Genomic DNA, 14,256 nt, shown 5'->3' on the forward strand with positions numbered 1-14,256 from the left:
GCATAACGAGTCAAGCGCCTTACGATTCGCTCCAAAATGATCTGTCACGAGCGAGGGCTGCAAACAACCAAACAACGCTCCCGGTGTCGGCGAAAAGTATCAGCAAGCTGGTGGCAGCTACCGACAGCTTTCCCCATGCGACTAAAACTGCAATCGCTGCAAGGATTGAACCGACCAGGGGAATCCCAGAAGCATGCTTGTAGCCTTTCATTGATTTGCCATGGAGCTTGGCGTGCAGCGCAGGTCGTAAAAACGAAAGGTGAAGATTGATTGCCATTGCCATCGATGCCAGGGCAATCAGGATCCAAGCTGTTGCAGACTCTCGACTGTCACTAGGGGCAATCAAAGCAGAGCACGCCGACCCAATAGAAAGCGCCAACGGTGATGCTATCAATGCAGCAACGGCTAAATTTTTGACGACAAGCATGACATGCATAGAGCTAGTTTTTCGACCAATTACAGTTGAATTACCAATATAGCCTGCGCAATGAGCGGGCCCGTAAGTGAAGGGCCGGACTCAACGACTGGCAGCTTTGCCGCCGCTATGCGATGGACTGTTCAAGGCCCGTGGCGCCGCTGCTACGATGGCTGCCATCGGCCAAAACCAGACATTCGAGCATGGCCTCTTTTGATGCCTCCCTTCGATCAAAGCCGTGAACAAACTTGTACTACCGCGGATCTCGGAACGCATACGAGGGTTCACGCTTCCGGCTGACGGAGCTATGTATGTTTTCGACTACGACGAGGTGTTCGAGGTCAACCTAAGCCGTCTCACCGTAGAGGTCCTCGTTCTTACTCCAGATGCCTTCGAGGCTGAGCACCCTCGATACTTTGGCGTTTCGGCTACCCCTCCCTTGCTTCATGTCGATGAAACCTCGGTCTCGTATTCGTTCGACCCGCGCGCCGATGCGCAATCGGTGCTTGTGCAATCAGCAGACAGCAGTCACAAGATTTCGTTTCGCACGATGTCAGGTGACTGGTTCGTGGCTACTCTGTCGGTCGATGGCCGCTACCTCATTGTCGCGGAACCGTATCTTTTGGAGGTGTATTCTCTGGTGGTTCCCGTAGTCAACTTGCGGTGAACATAGCTGACTGCGTTCAGCCAGGAGCAGCCGGTCACCGCAAATGAAAGCGGACGCTCAACGTTTGACATGAGGGGCGACAAAAGGCGCTAGCCTTTGGGCGTCCCCTCTATGGAAGGGTTAGCCATACAGCGGCGACCAGGAAGACGCTTCCCGTCGGTAAAGCGTGTTCGTAAGAGGATGATCGACTTCGTTGTTGCCGCGCTGGCAAACCTGATTTAGCTCGTTGATTGCCTCTGCGGATAGCGAATCTCCGAACGCCAGAATGTCTCTGGCCGGAAAGGCGACTACGTGACCGTTCGGTGCGAGGTGCGAGTACCACTCTGACCAAAAATCCTCTAGTAGTACAAGGCTTGCTTCAAAGTTGCCACCCATCAGGACGGCGTAGATATTTCCGTATTGCCGTACTTCGACCCGCTCTTCCGCGAGTGCAGCAAGATTTTGAACCGCAATGGCATGCAGTTCTTCCATGCTCATGCCTGCTTCTGTCAGATGTCGATACTGAACATATGCGAACGAATCGCCTTCGTCGACCAAGTACGCTGCCAGCAACCGATGCCCCAGCGCCCGAATGACCGGGCTTTCAGACTCTGGTAGCTCCATGACAGGGTTTCCAGACAGAGGTTCTTCAACCTTTAGATATGCGACGGCTCTATGGCAGAAGGCTCTAGATTCTTGCGACATGTGGAGGATGGCTAACGTGCGAGCTCAGCGGGCGGCGAAGCCGTCCGCTGCAGTGACAGTTTGGGCCACACGGATGGCAATGACCACGCATGTTGCAGTAGACCCATTGAAGGTGGCCTTCAACTCTTGCTTGACATGGTCAATCTCAACTTGAGCGTCCAGCACGAAGTGCTGCACGGCCTCTTGAGCGGGGATGAGACAGCCCCAGTTTGAAGATGCTCCGCTTGATTCACGCAGTTCGATTTCGGGCCAGTCGCCATGGTGGCCGGGCCAGAAATGAATGACGGTTCCGCTAGTGGTGTCTGTTGGCAGCGATCCCCTATCGACCTTCTCCCACCAGTCAGCCGAGCCGACGAGTCCATGAGTCTGCTTCAGCCCATGGGGACCGTCCCCTAGCGAGGCAGCCTGCATGCTCGCCAAGCCGGGATCGCTTCGCAAAGAGTAGACGGTTTTCATGGGGCCCAACGTGATGTATCCCGCAAAACCTGCGGGACAAACTGGACCGTGCGGGATACTCTGGACATTGGTTTCTTCTGGAAGTGGCTTGCAGCATGGGTTTGGAGGCGATTGCCTGTTTAGGCAAACAGATATAAAAATCCCGCGAAACCCGGCAGGCGTCAACGAGGCGAACTATAGCTCGCTACCAATCAGGGCCCACGCACTCAGCCAGCAGGTTTTGAACTGTTAGGCAGCGGGTATCGAATGAACGGCAGCTATGAGGGTGTGTTGCTCAACGTCGGGTCAGGGTCCGCTGCAGCCGCTGCTAACATGACGGCAACCGGCCGAGGCTGTGTGGAAACGCTCAACGAGCATGCGGGCCAGCCCCATCCCGTCGCACTGAGCCGCATTTTCCACCAGTGCTGTTGCAGCGCCGGTTTTGGCGCACCTGGGGCCTTTTGACGCCTTCCTGAAGCCTTTCTCGGCCTGTAAAAAGCCAACAAAGGCCTCACGCCTTCGCCATCCGCATCGCCTGCATCATCTGCGCGATACCCATCACGCCCATCACCCGCTTGAGGTTGTAGGCCAGCACATGCAGGCTCATCTCGGTGCCCACGTGCTTGAGGGTCTTCATCAGGAAGTGCGTCGAGCCCATCCAGTGCTTGAGCGTGCCGAAGACATGCTCCACGGTGGACCTGCGCAATGTCATTGCCTCGGGGTTGCTGTCCAGCCGTTGCTGAACGCGCTCCAGCACTTCTTCGTGTTCCCATCGGCGAATGCGCCGATTGCTGCTGGTCGTGCACTGTGCTTTGAGCGGGCACTTTGGGGCAGGCGCTTGACCAATACAGGTGCAGGTGCAGCCCCTTCTCTGTCGTTGTACATCGATGGATCGCACGCTCGCCTGCAGGGCACTGGTACTCGTCATCCTTGGCGATGTAGATGAAGTCGCCTTTGTCGAAGCGCCCCTCGGCTTTCGCGTTGGATGTCATCGGCTTGGGCACGAAGGTCGTGATGCCAGCGTCTTCGCAGGCCTTGAGCTGCGGGCCACTGAAGTAGCCTCGGTCGGCGAAGGCTTTCAGGTTCTCACCTCCCATGGCCTGCTCGGCGGCACAGGCCATGTTGTGCAGCTGTGCCCGGTCATTGCCCACGTTCGTGACCTCGTGCGCAACGATCAGGTGGTGCCTGGCATCGACAGCGGTCTGCACGTTGTAGCCTACCAGGCCCGATCCCTTGGCCTGGGTGGCCATCGAACGTGCATCAGGATCGGTGAGGGAGACCTGGCCGTCGGGCAGGCTCTTCAACTGCTCCTTGAGGCCGTCGAGTTGCCGCATCTGCTCGCGCAGCTTCTTCAGCTTCTCCTGCAGCCGTTCTGTCTTGGCTTCGACCTCAGCGGGCTGCGTGCGGTCTGCGGTCTCCAGCGCGTCCAGGTAACGCTGGATGCTCTGCTCGATCTGCTGCTGGCGGGCCTCGATCTTGCCTGGCGTGAAGTTGCGGTCGCGGCTGTTCACGGCCTTGAACTTGCGGCCGTCGATGGCCACTATGGCCTGTGAGAAGAGGTTCAATTGCCGGCACATGGTGATGAAGCGCTTGCAGACGTTGCGGATGCCAGCGCCGTTGCCTCGACGGAAGTCCGCGATGGTCTTGAAGTCCGGCGCAAGGCGCCCGGTCAGCCACATCAGCTCGACATTGCGCTGGGCTTCACGCTCCAGGCGGCGGCTCGACTGGATGCGGTTCAAGTACCCGTAGATGTAGAGCTTGAGCAGTACGGCCGGGTGGTACGCAGGCCGGCCAGTGACTGCCGGATTGATCCCATCGAAACCGAGTGCACGAAGATCCAGCTCTTCGACAAACACATCGACAACGCGCACCGGGTTGTCCTGTGCGATGTAGTCGTCCAGGCACTCCGGTAGCATGGTGACCTGTTGTCGGTCTTCGCCTTCGATGAATCGCTTCATGGGGCACCTCGCTCGAATCGGGTGCCTTTATTTTAGTTTTGGGCAGCGGTTTAGGGTTGGGTTTTCACACAGCCTCGGCCCAAAGCCGACGTTCAATAGAATCTCAAAGTGGAAATAACAACGGCACTCCGAGCCTCTGAGTTAGGCCTCGCGGCCAACCAAATCCCATGCCCTGGCCCCCAGAATACCAACGCGCTTCCGTCGATTTCGAGAAATTCATGCTGGCTGCCCGCGATCACGCTGGCCTCGCGACAACGAACATGGCGTGGAACATGGTAGAAGGCGTTCTCCATGCCTTCCGTCGTAGGCTTACTCTTGAGCAAGCTCATCGCTTTGCGGATCAGTTGCCACCTGCGGTACGAGGCCTCTTCATCGAAGGCTGGAGACCTGGCAATCAAGTTTGCACCGTCGGCACTCGGACCGAGATGCTGGACGAAGTCCGATCACTGCGAAGCGAACACAACTTCTCCCCGGACAACGCCATTGAATCCGTTGGCTTCGCACTATTCGCCGTGCTCCCTTCGGATGCCTTCGCTCGTGCGTTGGACGCTCTGCCGCTCGAACTGCGCGAGCTTTGGAGCGGAGTTGGTACGTCCGCTTGGAATCTGCCGGCTTCGTCGCGCGAGGCCTAACCATCTGCTCGACCGGACAGCTTGCGGCATTCTGGCTTTGGGCTCATTCCATTCTCGCCCAAACTCGGCCCACCACAAACTGCCGGTTAGCTCAAACGTTGGGCGTCCGCTTTAAGCCGCCCCACTGGCCGCTCTTGGCCGTTATACGTCGCTGGCGTCGAGGAGATACACCTTTGAGCCGACGGGCAGGCTCTCTTTCTTCACCGAGCGGGGAACGGAAAAGGGTGCGTGATTCATGGGCCGTCCGCGGTTGATCATCTCAAAACCCTGGATGCTTGTTCGAGTCTCCTCGCCAGCGGGCGCAATGATGAGAAGTTGCGCGCCAAGCTTCACATTCTGTCCAAGCTCATACGGCACGCCTGGCACCAGCACGCAACCTCGACCGCCAATATCAAAAACGTCTTCGATCTCGAATAGAAGCTGCATATAGGTGTTGCCAGTCAGTCTGTTGGATAGCACAGCTGAACTTCCGCTTCTGGCCGAGGCTGTGTGAAAACGCGCGTGGGGCCCTCGGTTTGGCGATCCGCTCAGAAATGGACCGCTCAGATCGCCCTACAACGCAAGATCTCGATACGAGCAATGGTTGCAGTACCCCTGAAAGAGTCGTTTATCGACGTTTTCACACAGCCTCGGCCGATCACGGAAATCTAGTCCACCGCCCCAACGGTTCCTCAGCGTTGGTTTAGCCGGCCATCTACTGCCATCCGCTCGCGGTGCCGAACTCGGTGTCAACGGCGCCGAACCGGATGTCCAGGAAAGCCGAAATACGCACCTGTCCCTCACCCCATTTCAGACAGGCTCTGCCCCCAGCGCCTCTGACAAAAACTCCGCCGTCGCCCGCACCCGGGCCGTGCGCTGCAGGTCGGGGTGCATCACCAGCCAGACCTCATGGTCGCTGGCGCGCCTGCGCTCGGGCCAGATGCGCACCAGCCCCTCCCGTTCACCCAGATGCACCGGCATCTCGCCCAGGCCGATGCCGGCGGCCACCGCCTTGCGCACCAGCAGGCCGGAGTTGACCGCCATGGCGATGCGGGCCTGGCGCGCCGGCACCTGGGCCGCCGTGGGGAACGGCCGCTGCTCCAGGGTGGGGCCGTAGGCCACCAGGTGGTGGCCGCGCAGTTCGTCGTCAGGCACGGGCATGCCAAAGCGCTCCAGATATGCCGCGCTGGCAAACAGCCCCACCGGCCACGAGGCCACGCGGCGCACCACCAGGTCGGGTGCATCGGGGCGCACGTTGCGAAAAGCAATGTCGGCCTGCCGACGGCTCAGGCTGAGCACCTGGGGGGACACCTCCAGGTCCACGCGGATGCCGGGCCAGCGCTGCTGCAGCCGCTCGATGGCGGGCAGCAAAAATTCGATGGCGATGGAATCCGAGCTGGTCACCCGCACCAGGCCGGCGTGGCTTTCGTCCTGCCCCTCGATGCGGGTGCGCAGGTCCGTCGCCGCCGCCTCCATGCGCCGGGCCGCGCCCAGCGCCGCCTCGCCCGCTGCGGTGAGCAGGTAGCCGCCCTTGGCGCGCAGGAACAGCGTGGCGCCCAGTTCGGCCTCCAGCGCCTGCAGGCGCCGGCCCACCGTGGCCTGGTCCACGCCCAGGCTGCGCGCGGCGGCACGCAGCGAGGGCGCGCGGGTCAAGGCGAGAAAGATGCGCGTGTCGTCCCAGTTCATGCGATGCAATTTTGCATCACCGGACCGCAAAAACGCTGCATTTGACAGGTGCGTTTGCGCCCTAAGCTGTAGGCCATCACTGAACAAGACCAAAGGAAACCCACCATGCAAGCCATCGTCTTCGACGAGTTCGGCGGCCCCGAAGTCCTCGTGGCCCGCGAAGTTGACCGCCCCGAGGTGCGCCCGCACGACCTGCTGGTACGCAACGCCGCCATCGGCGTGAACCGCGCCGACCTCTCGCACCGCAAGGGCGCCTACGGCCGCGCCTACTTCGGCGACTCGGACCTGATGGGCCTGGAGGTTGCTGGCACCGTGGCCGAGGTGGGCCCCGAGGTGCATGGCTTTGCCGTGGGCGACCGCGTGATGGGCATCGTGGGCGGCGGCGCGTATGCGGAGTATTCGCGCATCGACCACCGCATGGCCATGCACGTGCCGCAGAACCTGTCTCTGCAGCAGGCCGGCGCCGTGGCCGAGGTCTTCGTCACCGCGCACGAGGCCATGTTCCACCTGGCGCGGCTGCAGGCCGGCGAGTCGGTGCTCATCCACGCAGCCGCAGGCGGCGTGGGCTCGGCAGCCGTGCAGCTGGCCCATGCCGCCGGGGCGCGCGTGTTCGCCACCGCCAGCGCCGACAAGCGCGATGCCGTTCGGGGCTTTGGTGCCGATGTGTTCATCGACTACCGCAGCGAGGACTTCCAGGCCGTGGTGGCCGACAAGACCGAAGGCAAGGGCGTGGACGTCGTGATCGACTTCATCGGCGGCCCCTACCTGGAACGCAACGTGCGCTCGCTGGCCGTGGGTGGGCGCATGACGGTGGTGGGCCTGCTGGGCGGCGCAACCGAAGGCGCGCAACTGCCCATCGACGTGCTGCTCTACCGCCACCTGCAGATCTACGGCACCGTGATGAAGTCGCGCCCGCCCGAGGTCAAGCAGGCCATGACGCAGCGCTTCGCGCAGCGCTGGATGGGCGCGCTGGCGGATGGCACGCTGCGCCCGGTGATCGACAGCACCTACCCGTTGGCCGATGCGGCGGCAGCGCACCGGCGCATGGAGACGGGGGCGAGCGTGGGCAAGATCCTGCTGCTGCCAGAGAGCGCCGCCGCGCAGTGAGCGGGTGGCACCACCCCGCGCCTCTGGCGCGGGACCTTAGACTGTGCGGATGGTAAGAATCCAGACCTGCCTCACCCTCGCCCTCCTGGCCGGCGCAGCCCAGGCCATCGCCTGCACGCCCCCCACGAGCTTTACGCCCTGGCCCGAGCAGGTGGCCCAGGCCTACGCCCAGTCGCAGGCGGTCTACATCGCCCAGGCGGTGCGCAGGCAGGCCGGCCCCCAGAAGGACGGCTACGAGACCGTGCGCGTGTTCCTCAAGCCGATTCGGTTCTTCAAGGGCGGCCGCGCCAATGCCCTGGCCTACATCGAGAAAGCAGGCCACACCTGCGACCAGCGGCCGGTTCCCACGGAGCGCGGCAAGGTGCTCGTGTTCGCCTCGGCCCGGGGGGACCTTCTGCGCGTCATACCGGAGCAGGACAAGGACAGCCTGGAGAACATGCCACCGCCCTACGCATCGGCGCTGCACCAGGTGCAGAGGCTGAGCCGGGCAGGAGCCAACTGAGGCAGTCAGCGCATCACCAACCCACCATCGACAAACAGCACCTGCCCGGTCATGAACCCGCTCCAGTCCGAGGCCAGGAAGAGCACGGGCCCGGCGATATCTTCGGGCCGGGCGATGCGCCGCAGCGGCGTGGCCGCCATCAACGATTCGCGAAACGACTCCTTCGTCGATTCACTGGCCTGCGTGGGGTAGACGAGCCCGGGCGCCACGCAGTTCACGCGGATGCCCAGGGGCCCCAGCTCGGTGGCCAGGTTGCGGCTGAAGGCCACCAGCGAGGCCTTGGCCGTGGTGTAGTCGTGGTAGGCCACGACAGGGTGCTCCACCAGGTTGCTCACGATATTCACGATGGCGCCCTGCGCCCGCTGGCGCATCTGCGGCAGCACTGCCCGGCACACGTTGAAGGCACCGCCCACCGCACCGTCGAACTGTGTCTGGTAGTCGCTCCACTCCAGGTCGTCGAACAGCGTGCGGCGCTGCGGGTCGAAGGCGTAGGGCCGAAAGGCGTTGTTCACCACGATGTCGATGGGGCCGAGCTCGCGCACCACCGCGTCGACCATGGCCTGCACCGCTGGCGCCGACCCCACATCGGCCTTGGCGGCCCAGGCATCGCCACCGGCGGCCCGGCAGGCTGCGACAACCTCGGCCGCAGCCGCATCGTTGGACAGGTGGTTGATGGCCACCGTCGCCCCCTCCTGCGCGAACGCCTTGGCTATCGCGGCACCGATGCCGCGGCTGGCCCCGGTCACCAGCACCACCTTGCCCTGGAACTTCATGGCCTGATCCACTTATGCCCCCGGCAACAGGCTGGTGTCGACCACGTCCGTCACCTTGATCTGGCGCTGCACCAGGCCCAGCGCGCGGTAGGCATCGGCGGCCTTTTGCAGGGAGTCGACGTTGAAGGTGCCCAGCTTCACGGCAGCAGAGGGGATCGACGATATGTTGCGCAGGCGGATCACCTCCAGGTTGATGTCGCGCTGGGTGCCATCAATGGCGTACTTGACGGCCAGGGTCGCGGCCTCCTCGGGGTTGGCGATCATCCACGCCGCGCTGTCGCGGTAGCCCTTGAGAAAGGCACGCAGCAGCTCCTTCTTTTGCGGCAGGGTCTCATCGCGCACCACGAACAGGTCGCTCGACACATTCAGGTAGTCGCGCACCTGCATCACATTGACCTCGCCGATGCCCTTGCGCTGCCCCACCACCAGGCCGGTGTCGGTGGCGGCCGTGGCGTCGACCTGGCCCTGCAGCAGCGGTGCGAAGTTGAGCAGGCCGGTCACGACGATGGTCACGTCCGACTCCTTGAGCCCCGCCTGGTGCAGCATCACCAGCAGGTTCTGGCGCGTGCCGCTGGCCAGGCTGTACACGCCGATCTTCTTGCCCTTCAAGTCCGCCGGCTTGTGGATGTTGGCGGATTTCAGCGACACCACGTTGAACACGTTCTGCGGATAGATGTCGTAGATGGCGGTGAGCTTTTCACCCTTGTCCAGCGCCGTGAAGAAAGAGCCAGGGTCGGTGAACGCCACATCGGCCTGGCCGCTGAGCATGTTGCGAATGGCATCGCCCCCGCCGGCGCCGGGCGCGTAGCCCAGCTCGACGCCCTGGGCCTTGAAGAAGCCCTTGTCGGACTCGACCAGCAGGTTGGTGATTTCGCTGATGGGCTTGCTCCAGCCGCCGACGGTGATCTTGCCCTTGGACTGCGCCATGGCCAGGCCGGCGAACGGCAAGGCGGCCAGGCCCGCAGAGGCGCCGAGCACGGTGCGGCGGGAGATGGGCAGGGAGTATGCGGAGGTGTTCATGGCAATCAAGGGTTGTCGAGGTAAGGGGTCAGAAGCCGGCGCTCCAGCAGCAGCGTGGCCTGGTAGAGCACCAGCCCGATGAGGGCGATGAGGACAAGTGCGGCGAACATCAGGGCGGTGTCCATCATTCCCTGCGAGGCGATGACCACGGCGCCCAGACCCTGGCTGGCGCCAATGAATTCGCCGACGACGGCGCCCACCAGCGCCAGCACCACGGCCATGCGCAGGCCGGCCAAAATGGAGGGCAGCCCCACCGGCAGCTTGAGCCGCAGCAGCGTCTGCCAGCGCGTGGCGCCCAGCATGCGAAACAGTTGCAGCCGCTGCGGGTCCACATGCTTGAGGCCTGTCAGCGTGTTCTCCATCAGCGGAAAAAAGCAGATCAGCCCCGTGATCAGCGCCGTGGGTGCGATGCCAAAGCCGAACCACAGCACGAACAAGGGCGCCAACGCCAGCTTGGGCACCACCTGGCTGACCACCACGTAGGGCCTGAAAACGCGTTCGAGCAGGGTCGATTCGGCCAGGGCCATGCCCATCAGCAGACCGGCCACACCGCCCCCCACCAGCCCCAGCACAAGCGCCCACACCGTGGCCCGGATGTGAGGCCAGAAGTAGCCGGTGGCCACGCCATTCCACAGCGCCGCGGCCACCGAGGACGGCGCGGGCAGCACCAGCGCCGACAGCCCGGAGCGGCGCACAGCCAACTCCCACGCCGCCAGCAGCACCAGCAACAGCGCAGCGGAGAGGAGCCGGGCTTGCAACGCCGTCAGCTTCATGCGGCGACCCCGTCCATGCTTCTTCGCACCCACCCGCACAAGCGGTTGAACGGCGCCTCGTCGCGCATGGCCTGCAGGTGCGGGCCGGGCAGGTCGATGCGGATGTCGTCCACGATGCGGCCGGCATGCATCACGGCGATGCGGTCGCCCAGGTACACCGCCTCGTTGATGTCGTGCGTGACGAACAGCACCGTGGTGCCGCGCTGGCGGCAGGTGTGCAGCAGGTCGTCCTGCAGCTCGGCGCGGGTGATGGCGTCGAGTGCGGCAAAGGGCTCGTCGAGCAGCAGCAGCGCGGGCTCCAGCACCAGCGCGCGCGCCAGTGCCACGCGGCTTTGCTGCCCGCCAGACAAATGCCGCGGGTAGTGCTGCGCATGCACGGCCAGGCCCAACTGGCCCAACAGCGCCTTGGCGCGCTCGACATCGCCCGCCCCTGGGCGGCGCTGCAGCGACACGGGCAGCAGCACGTTGTCGATGGCGCTTTTCCAGTCGAGCAAGGTCGGCGCCTGGAACATGAAGCCCAGCTGCGGCCCGGGTGCCAGCAGCTCCTGGCCCTGCAGCAGCACGCGGCCCGACTGCGGACGCAGCAGGCCCGCGGCCAGTTGCAGCAGCGTGGTCTTGCCACAGCCGCTGCGGCCCACCAGGCAGTGGATCTCACCGGCCTGCATGTGCCATTCGATGCCATCCACCACGGGCGGCCGGCCGGGGTAGGTGAAGACCACCTGTTCCATCACGAGAAAGCCCATGGCCGGCCCGCCTTCAGTCCGCATAGGGCGCAAGCGGTTCGGCCGCCAACTCGGCGGACTGCTCGATCTCGGTCATGCGCACCAGGTCGAGCAGGTTGAAACGGCCATCGTGGTGCCAGCCCGCCTCGGGCGCGCTCATCGAGCCAATGGCACTGATGCGCGTGACCCCCACCGCGCCCAGCAGCCCGGCCAGGCGGAACAGCTCGGCCGGCGCAGCGGCGATGCCGGCGGTCTGCAGAAAGCGGCTGTGCGGCGCCACCAGGGGCACCACATCGTCCAGCGCATCCACGCCCACCACCTGGATGGTGCGCTGCATCGCGGTGGGGGCCAGAGGCTGCAGCGTGTCGCTGTAGGCCACGCTCCAGGCGGCAGAAGAGGCACCGATCAGTTGGTCTGCGGGCCCTTCGGCGCTGGCAGACAGCGCCTGCCACTCCACGCCCTGCTGCCATCTGGCCACGGCGGCTAAATCCTCCACCTCCAGCGGTCGGCGCGGAAAGCGCTGGTGCAGGTTGGCCAGCTCGCCGGCCAGGTAGCCGGCAAAGGCGCGTGGCGACACCGCCCCGCCCCGCTGCACATAGAAGACATGCGGCGAATAGCAGCCCTGCTGGTCGTAGCGCATCACGTCCCACGCGGCCAGCCGCGCGATGGCGGGCGCTTTCAGCGTATCGAGCGCCGTGGCGCTGATCACGCCAAAGCCCAGCTTGTGCCCATGGGGCAAAAACCGCGTGGTCACCGGCAGGCGCCGCCGAATCGCGTCCAGCGCTTCGTTGCCGCCATAGGCCAGCACCGCGTCGGCCTGGGCATAGAGGGCCGAGGCGCCATCATCCCCCGCGCCGCGCCACCAGACGACGGCAAAGCAATCGGCGATGGGCGGATGCACCTCGGCCAGCAGGCGCGCGAACCAGCCGGCGAACAGGGGCTCGGCACTGGGCAGCTTGCCGATGTTGCCGGCCTTGACCAGCAGGCCGCAGACCATGCTCCACAGCGCCAGCGCGGGCACGTTGCCGGCCCAGTTGTGCACCAGCAGGTCGGGGCCGAAGGCGCGCACCGCGCCGCCCTTGGGCGTGGGCTGAAAACCGTCGAGCACCTTGGGGTTGGCAAAGTCTTCTGCCACAAAGCGGTGCAGCTGCGCTGCGCGAAAGGTCTTGAAGAAGCCCGTCAGGCCCAGGCGCACCATGTCGCGGTCATAGCCGCTGACCACCGGCAGATACGCCTCGGCCTGCTGGCGGTAGGGGTCGCTGCGGTCCAGCAGGCGGGCGATGGCCTGGTCGATGACGGCAATGATTTCCGACACCGCCATGGTCTTGAGGTGCCGGGCGCTGGCCTGACGCACGCGCGCTGCGAGCGCATCCATCTGCGCGGCCGACAGCACCGGCACCTCGACTTCGAGCGCCTGGTCGCCCTGCGCAAACGGCAGCACCTGCCAGTCGACCTCGGCAGCATGCAGCCCCGGCAGGTAGCCTGCCTGGATGCGGTGGGGCACCTTGGTCATGCCGCAGTGGCCCGCACGAACTCCTCGACTGCCAGCGAGCAACCCTTGGCCTCCACGCCCTCGGCACGCCCCAGCAGCAGAAATCCACCCTCGGCGTACAGGCCCACGTCTTCCGTGAGGATGGTGGTGACCGAATTGAAGTTGGCCAGGTCGCAGTGCACCAGAATGCCGCTCTCGCCCGCAGGCACCGTGCGCCCCGTGACCGGGTCGACCAGGCGCGAGCGTATCCAGTGCGGCCCCGACTTGACCGACGGCACCGATGCATTGCCATCGTCATAGAACTGGGTGCTCAGCTCCGTCATGCCATACATGTTGATGCACTGCGTGCGCGGCACGCCGAGCGCCTGCGACAGCTCGTCATAGAAGGCATCGAGCGGCAACTCGCGCGACTGGCCCTTGTAGCCGCCGGTGTCCAGGATGCGGCTGCCGGGCGGCAGCTTGAAGGTGCGGCCCTGCTGGCGCAGCGCATCGATCACATGCACGAAGCTGAAGCTCGCGCCCAGCAGCGCATAGGGCTCGCCGCTGCGCTCGGCAGCGGCCAGCGCCGCCCAGAGCCCATCGAGGTCCATGCCCTGCGGCGTGACGAAGGTATGGCTGGCACCATTGCTGCCGAAAGCCGACTTGGCCAGGTCCAGGTAGTGCGCCAGCGACGAGTTGGGCATCGCCACCTCGTCGGGGAACAGAATGCCCATGGGCATGCGCTCTGTGCCGCGCATGAAGCGCTGCGCGAAGTTGCGGGTCATCGACAGGTCGTACACATCGAGCAGCGGGTGAAAGTGCTGCCCGCGCGTGCTGCCGCCGCGGGTGGTGCCGCTGGTCATGAAGATGCGGTCGGTATCGGCCGGTGCCTCGCAGCGCAGCGGCAGGGCCTTGAAGGCATCGATGGGCACGGCAGGGATGTCCGCCCACGATTTGACGCTGCGCACGTTGACACCGCGCAGCCGGCAAAAACTCTGGAACGGCTGGTTGGCGGCAAACTGGTGCGCGAACAGGCGCAGCGCCATCTCGTCGAACTGCTCGTCCGTGCAACCATCCATCGCGATGAATTCGAGCAGGTCTGCCACCAGCGGAGTGACCTTGTGCATGAGCGAGCGTCCTTGTGTTGTCTTTGACAGGATGCTCCGAGGTCACCCGGCACATCGACGGCACTGCGCAGCAAAATGCGCCCGCATCGGGAGGGGTGAAAGCTCTTCTTCCGCCGGAATTACCCGGTTCAAGTTCTCGGGTGTGGATCTCAGCACTTGCGTGCACCCCGGAGCGATGGAGCGGATTTTAACCCGCGGCCGCAAAGCACCGGTGTCGACCACCTTCTTCAGGACATCGCCTTGACTCAGAGCTTCATGCAGTCATCGACATACGACATGAACCCCATCTCGGTGCTGGGCCTGAG

General features: G+C 64.1%; 15 protein-coding genes and 1 pseudogene. 4 read left to right on the forward strand and 12 right to left on the reverse strand.

Annotated elements, in window-relative coordinates:
• Positions 1-19 precede the first annotated feature (19 nt).
• Positions 20-427: a hypothetical protein gene (locus tag ACSQ9E_RS17075; RefSeq protein ID WP_436218589.1), complete on the reverse strand. Its 408-nt coding sequence runs from the start codon at positions 425-427 to the stop codon at positions 20-22.
• 226 nt (positions 428-653) lie between these two features.
• Here ACSQ9E_RS17075 and ACSQ9E_RS17080 point away from each other — a divergent pair, with 226 nt between their 5' ends.
• Positions 654-1,082: a hypothetical protein gene (locus ACSQ9E_RS17080; RefSeq protein ID WP_436218590.1), complete on the forward strand. Its 429-nt coding sequence runs from the start codon at positions 654-656 to the stop codon at positions 1,080-1,082.
• 120 nt (positions 1,083-1,202) lie between these two features.
• Here the strand turns inward: ACSQ9E_RS17080 and ACSQ9E_RS17085 are convergent, their stop codons facing one another.
• From ACSQ9E_RS17085 to ACSQ9E_RS17095, 3 genes and pseudogenes are all read right to left on the reverse strand, one after another.
• Positions 1,203-1,685: a DUF1444 family protein gene (locus tag ACSQ9E_RS17085; RefSeq protein ID WP_436218591.1), complete on the reverse strand. Its 483-nt coding sequence runs from the start codon at positions 1,683-1,685 to the stop codon at positions 1,203-1,205.
• 105 nt (positions 1,686-1,790) lie between these two features.
• Positions 1,791-2,222: a hypothetical protein gene (locus tag ACSQ9E_RS17090; protein ID WP_436218592.1), complete on the reverse strand. Its 432-nt coding sequence runs from the start codon at positions 2,220-2,222 to the stop codon at positions 1,791-1,793.
• A 490-nt stretch (positions 2,223-2,712) separates the two neighbouring features.
• Positions 2,713-4,159: pseudogene (locus ACSQ9E_RS17095) on the reverse strand (IS1182 family transposase).
• Between the two features lie 167 nt (positions 4,160-4,326).
• Here ACSQ9E_RS17095 and ACSQ9E_RS17100 point away from each other — a divergent pair.
• Positions 4,327-4,791 carry a DUF2267 domain-containing protein gene (locus ACSQ9E_RS17100; RefSeq protein WP_436218593.1) on the forward strand — a complete coding sequence of 155 codons (465 nt, stop codon included), beginning with the start codon at positions 4,327-4,329 and terminating at the stop codon, positions 4,789-4,791.
• A gap of 141 nt (positions 4,792-4,932) precedes the next feature.
• Here ACSQ9E_RS17100 and ACSQ9E_RS17105 read toward each other — a convergent pair whose 3' ends face one another.
• Together ACSQ9E_RS17105 and ACSQ9E_RS17110 are read right to left on the reverse strand one after the other, a co-directional pair.
• Complete coding sequence (locus ACSQ9E_RS17105; protein WP_305744891.1) at positions 4,933-5,217, reverse strand: hypothetical protein; 285 nt, start codon at positions 5,215-5,217, stop codon at positions 4,933-4,935.
• A 363-nt stretch (positions 5,218-5,580) separates the two neighbouring features.
• Positions 5,581-6,456 carry a LysR family transcriptional regulator gene (locus tag ACSQ9E_RS17110; protein WP_436218594.1) on the reverse strand — a complete coding sequence of 292 codons (876 nt, stop codon included), beginning with the start codon at positions 6,454-6,456 and terminating at the stop codon, positions 5,581-5,583.
• 105 nt (positions 6,457-6,561) lie between these two features.
• Here ACSQ9E_RS17110 and ACSQ9E_RS17115 point away from each other — a divergent pair, with 105 nt between their 5' ends.
• On the forward strand, positions 6,562-7,563 hold the full coding sequence (locus tag ACSQ9E_RS17115) for an NAD(P)H-quinone oxidoreductase (protein ID WP_436218595.1): 1,002 nt from the start codon (positions 6,562-6,564) through the stop codon (positions 7,561-7,563).
• Positions 7,564-7,612: 49 nt separating this feature from the next.
• Positions 7,613-8,065 carry a hypothetical protein gene (locus ACSQ9E_RS17120; protein WP_057264481.1) on the forward strand — a complete coding sequence of 151 codons (453 nt, stop codon included), beginning with the start codon at positions 7,613-7,615 and terminating at the stop codon, positions 8,063-8,065.
• Between the two features lie 5 nt (positions 8,066-8,070).
• Here ACSQ9E_RS17120 and ACSQ9E_RS17125 read toward each other — a convergent pair whose 3' ends face one another.
• Genes ACSQ9E_RS17125 through ACSQ9E_RS17150 form a run of 6 tightly spaced genes read right to left on the reverse strand, consistent with a single transcriptional unit; the run spans position 8,071 to position 13,951 of the window.
• A complete protein-coding gene (locus tag ACSQ9E_RS17125; protein WP_436218596.1) occupies positions 8,071-8,838 on the reverse strand; it encodes an SDR family oxidoreductase in 768 nt (255 codons plus the stop codon).
• A gap of 12 nt (positions 8,839-8,850) precedes the next feature.
• Entirely contained in the window at positions 8,851-9,858 is a 1,008-nt protein-coding gene (locus ACSQ9E_RS17130) for an ABC transporter substrate-binding protein (protein WP_436218597.1), read from the reverse strand.
• Between the two features lie 5 nt (positions 9,859-9,863).
• Positions 9,864-10,631 (reverse strand): ABC transporter permease, encoded by a 768-nt coding sequence (locus ACSQ9E_RS17135; protein WP_436218598.1) that lies wholly within the window; start codon positions 10,629-10,631, stop codon positions 9,864-9,866.
• On the reverse strand, positions 10,628-11,398 hold the full coding sequence (locus ACSQ9E_RS17140; RefSeq protein WP_436218599.1) for an ABC transporter ATP-binding protein: 771 nt from the start codon (positions 11,396-11,398) through the stop codon (positions 10,628-10,630). The genes ACSQ9E_RS17135 and ACSQ9E_RS17140 overlap by 4 nt, the downstream gene beginning before the upstream one ends.
• Positions 11,388-12,866, reverse strand: coding sequence for an acyl-CoA reductase (locus ACSQ9E_RS17145; protein ID WP_436218600.1), 1,479 nt, complete (start codon positions 12,864-12,866; stop codon positions 11,388-11,390). The genes ACSQ9E_RS17140 and ACSQ9E_RS17145 overlap by 11 nt, the downstream gene beginning before the upstream one ends.
• Positions 12,863-13,951 carry a long-chain fatty acid--CoA ligase gene (locus tag ACSQ9E_RS17150; RefSeq protein WP_436218601.1) on the reverse strand — a complete coding sequence of 363 codons (1,089 nt, stop codon included), beginning with the start codon at positions 13,949-13,951 and terminating at the stop codon, positions 12,863-12,865. The genes ACSQ9E_RS17145 and ACSQ9E_RS17150 overlap by 4 nt, the downstream gene beginning before the upstream one ends.
• Positions 13,952-14,256: the final 305 nt, after the last annotated feature.

Source organism: Acidovorax sp. LjRoot118 (genome assembly GCF_964253575.1).
Lineage (GTDB): Bacteria > Pseudomonadota > Gammaproteobacteria > Burkholderiales > Burkholderiaceae_C > Acidovorax.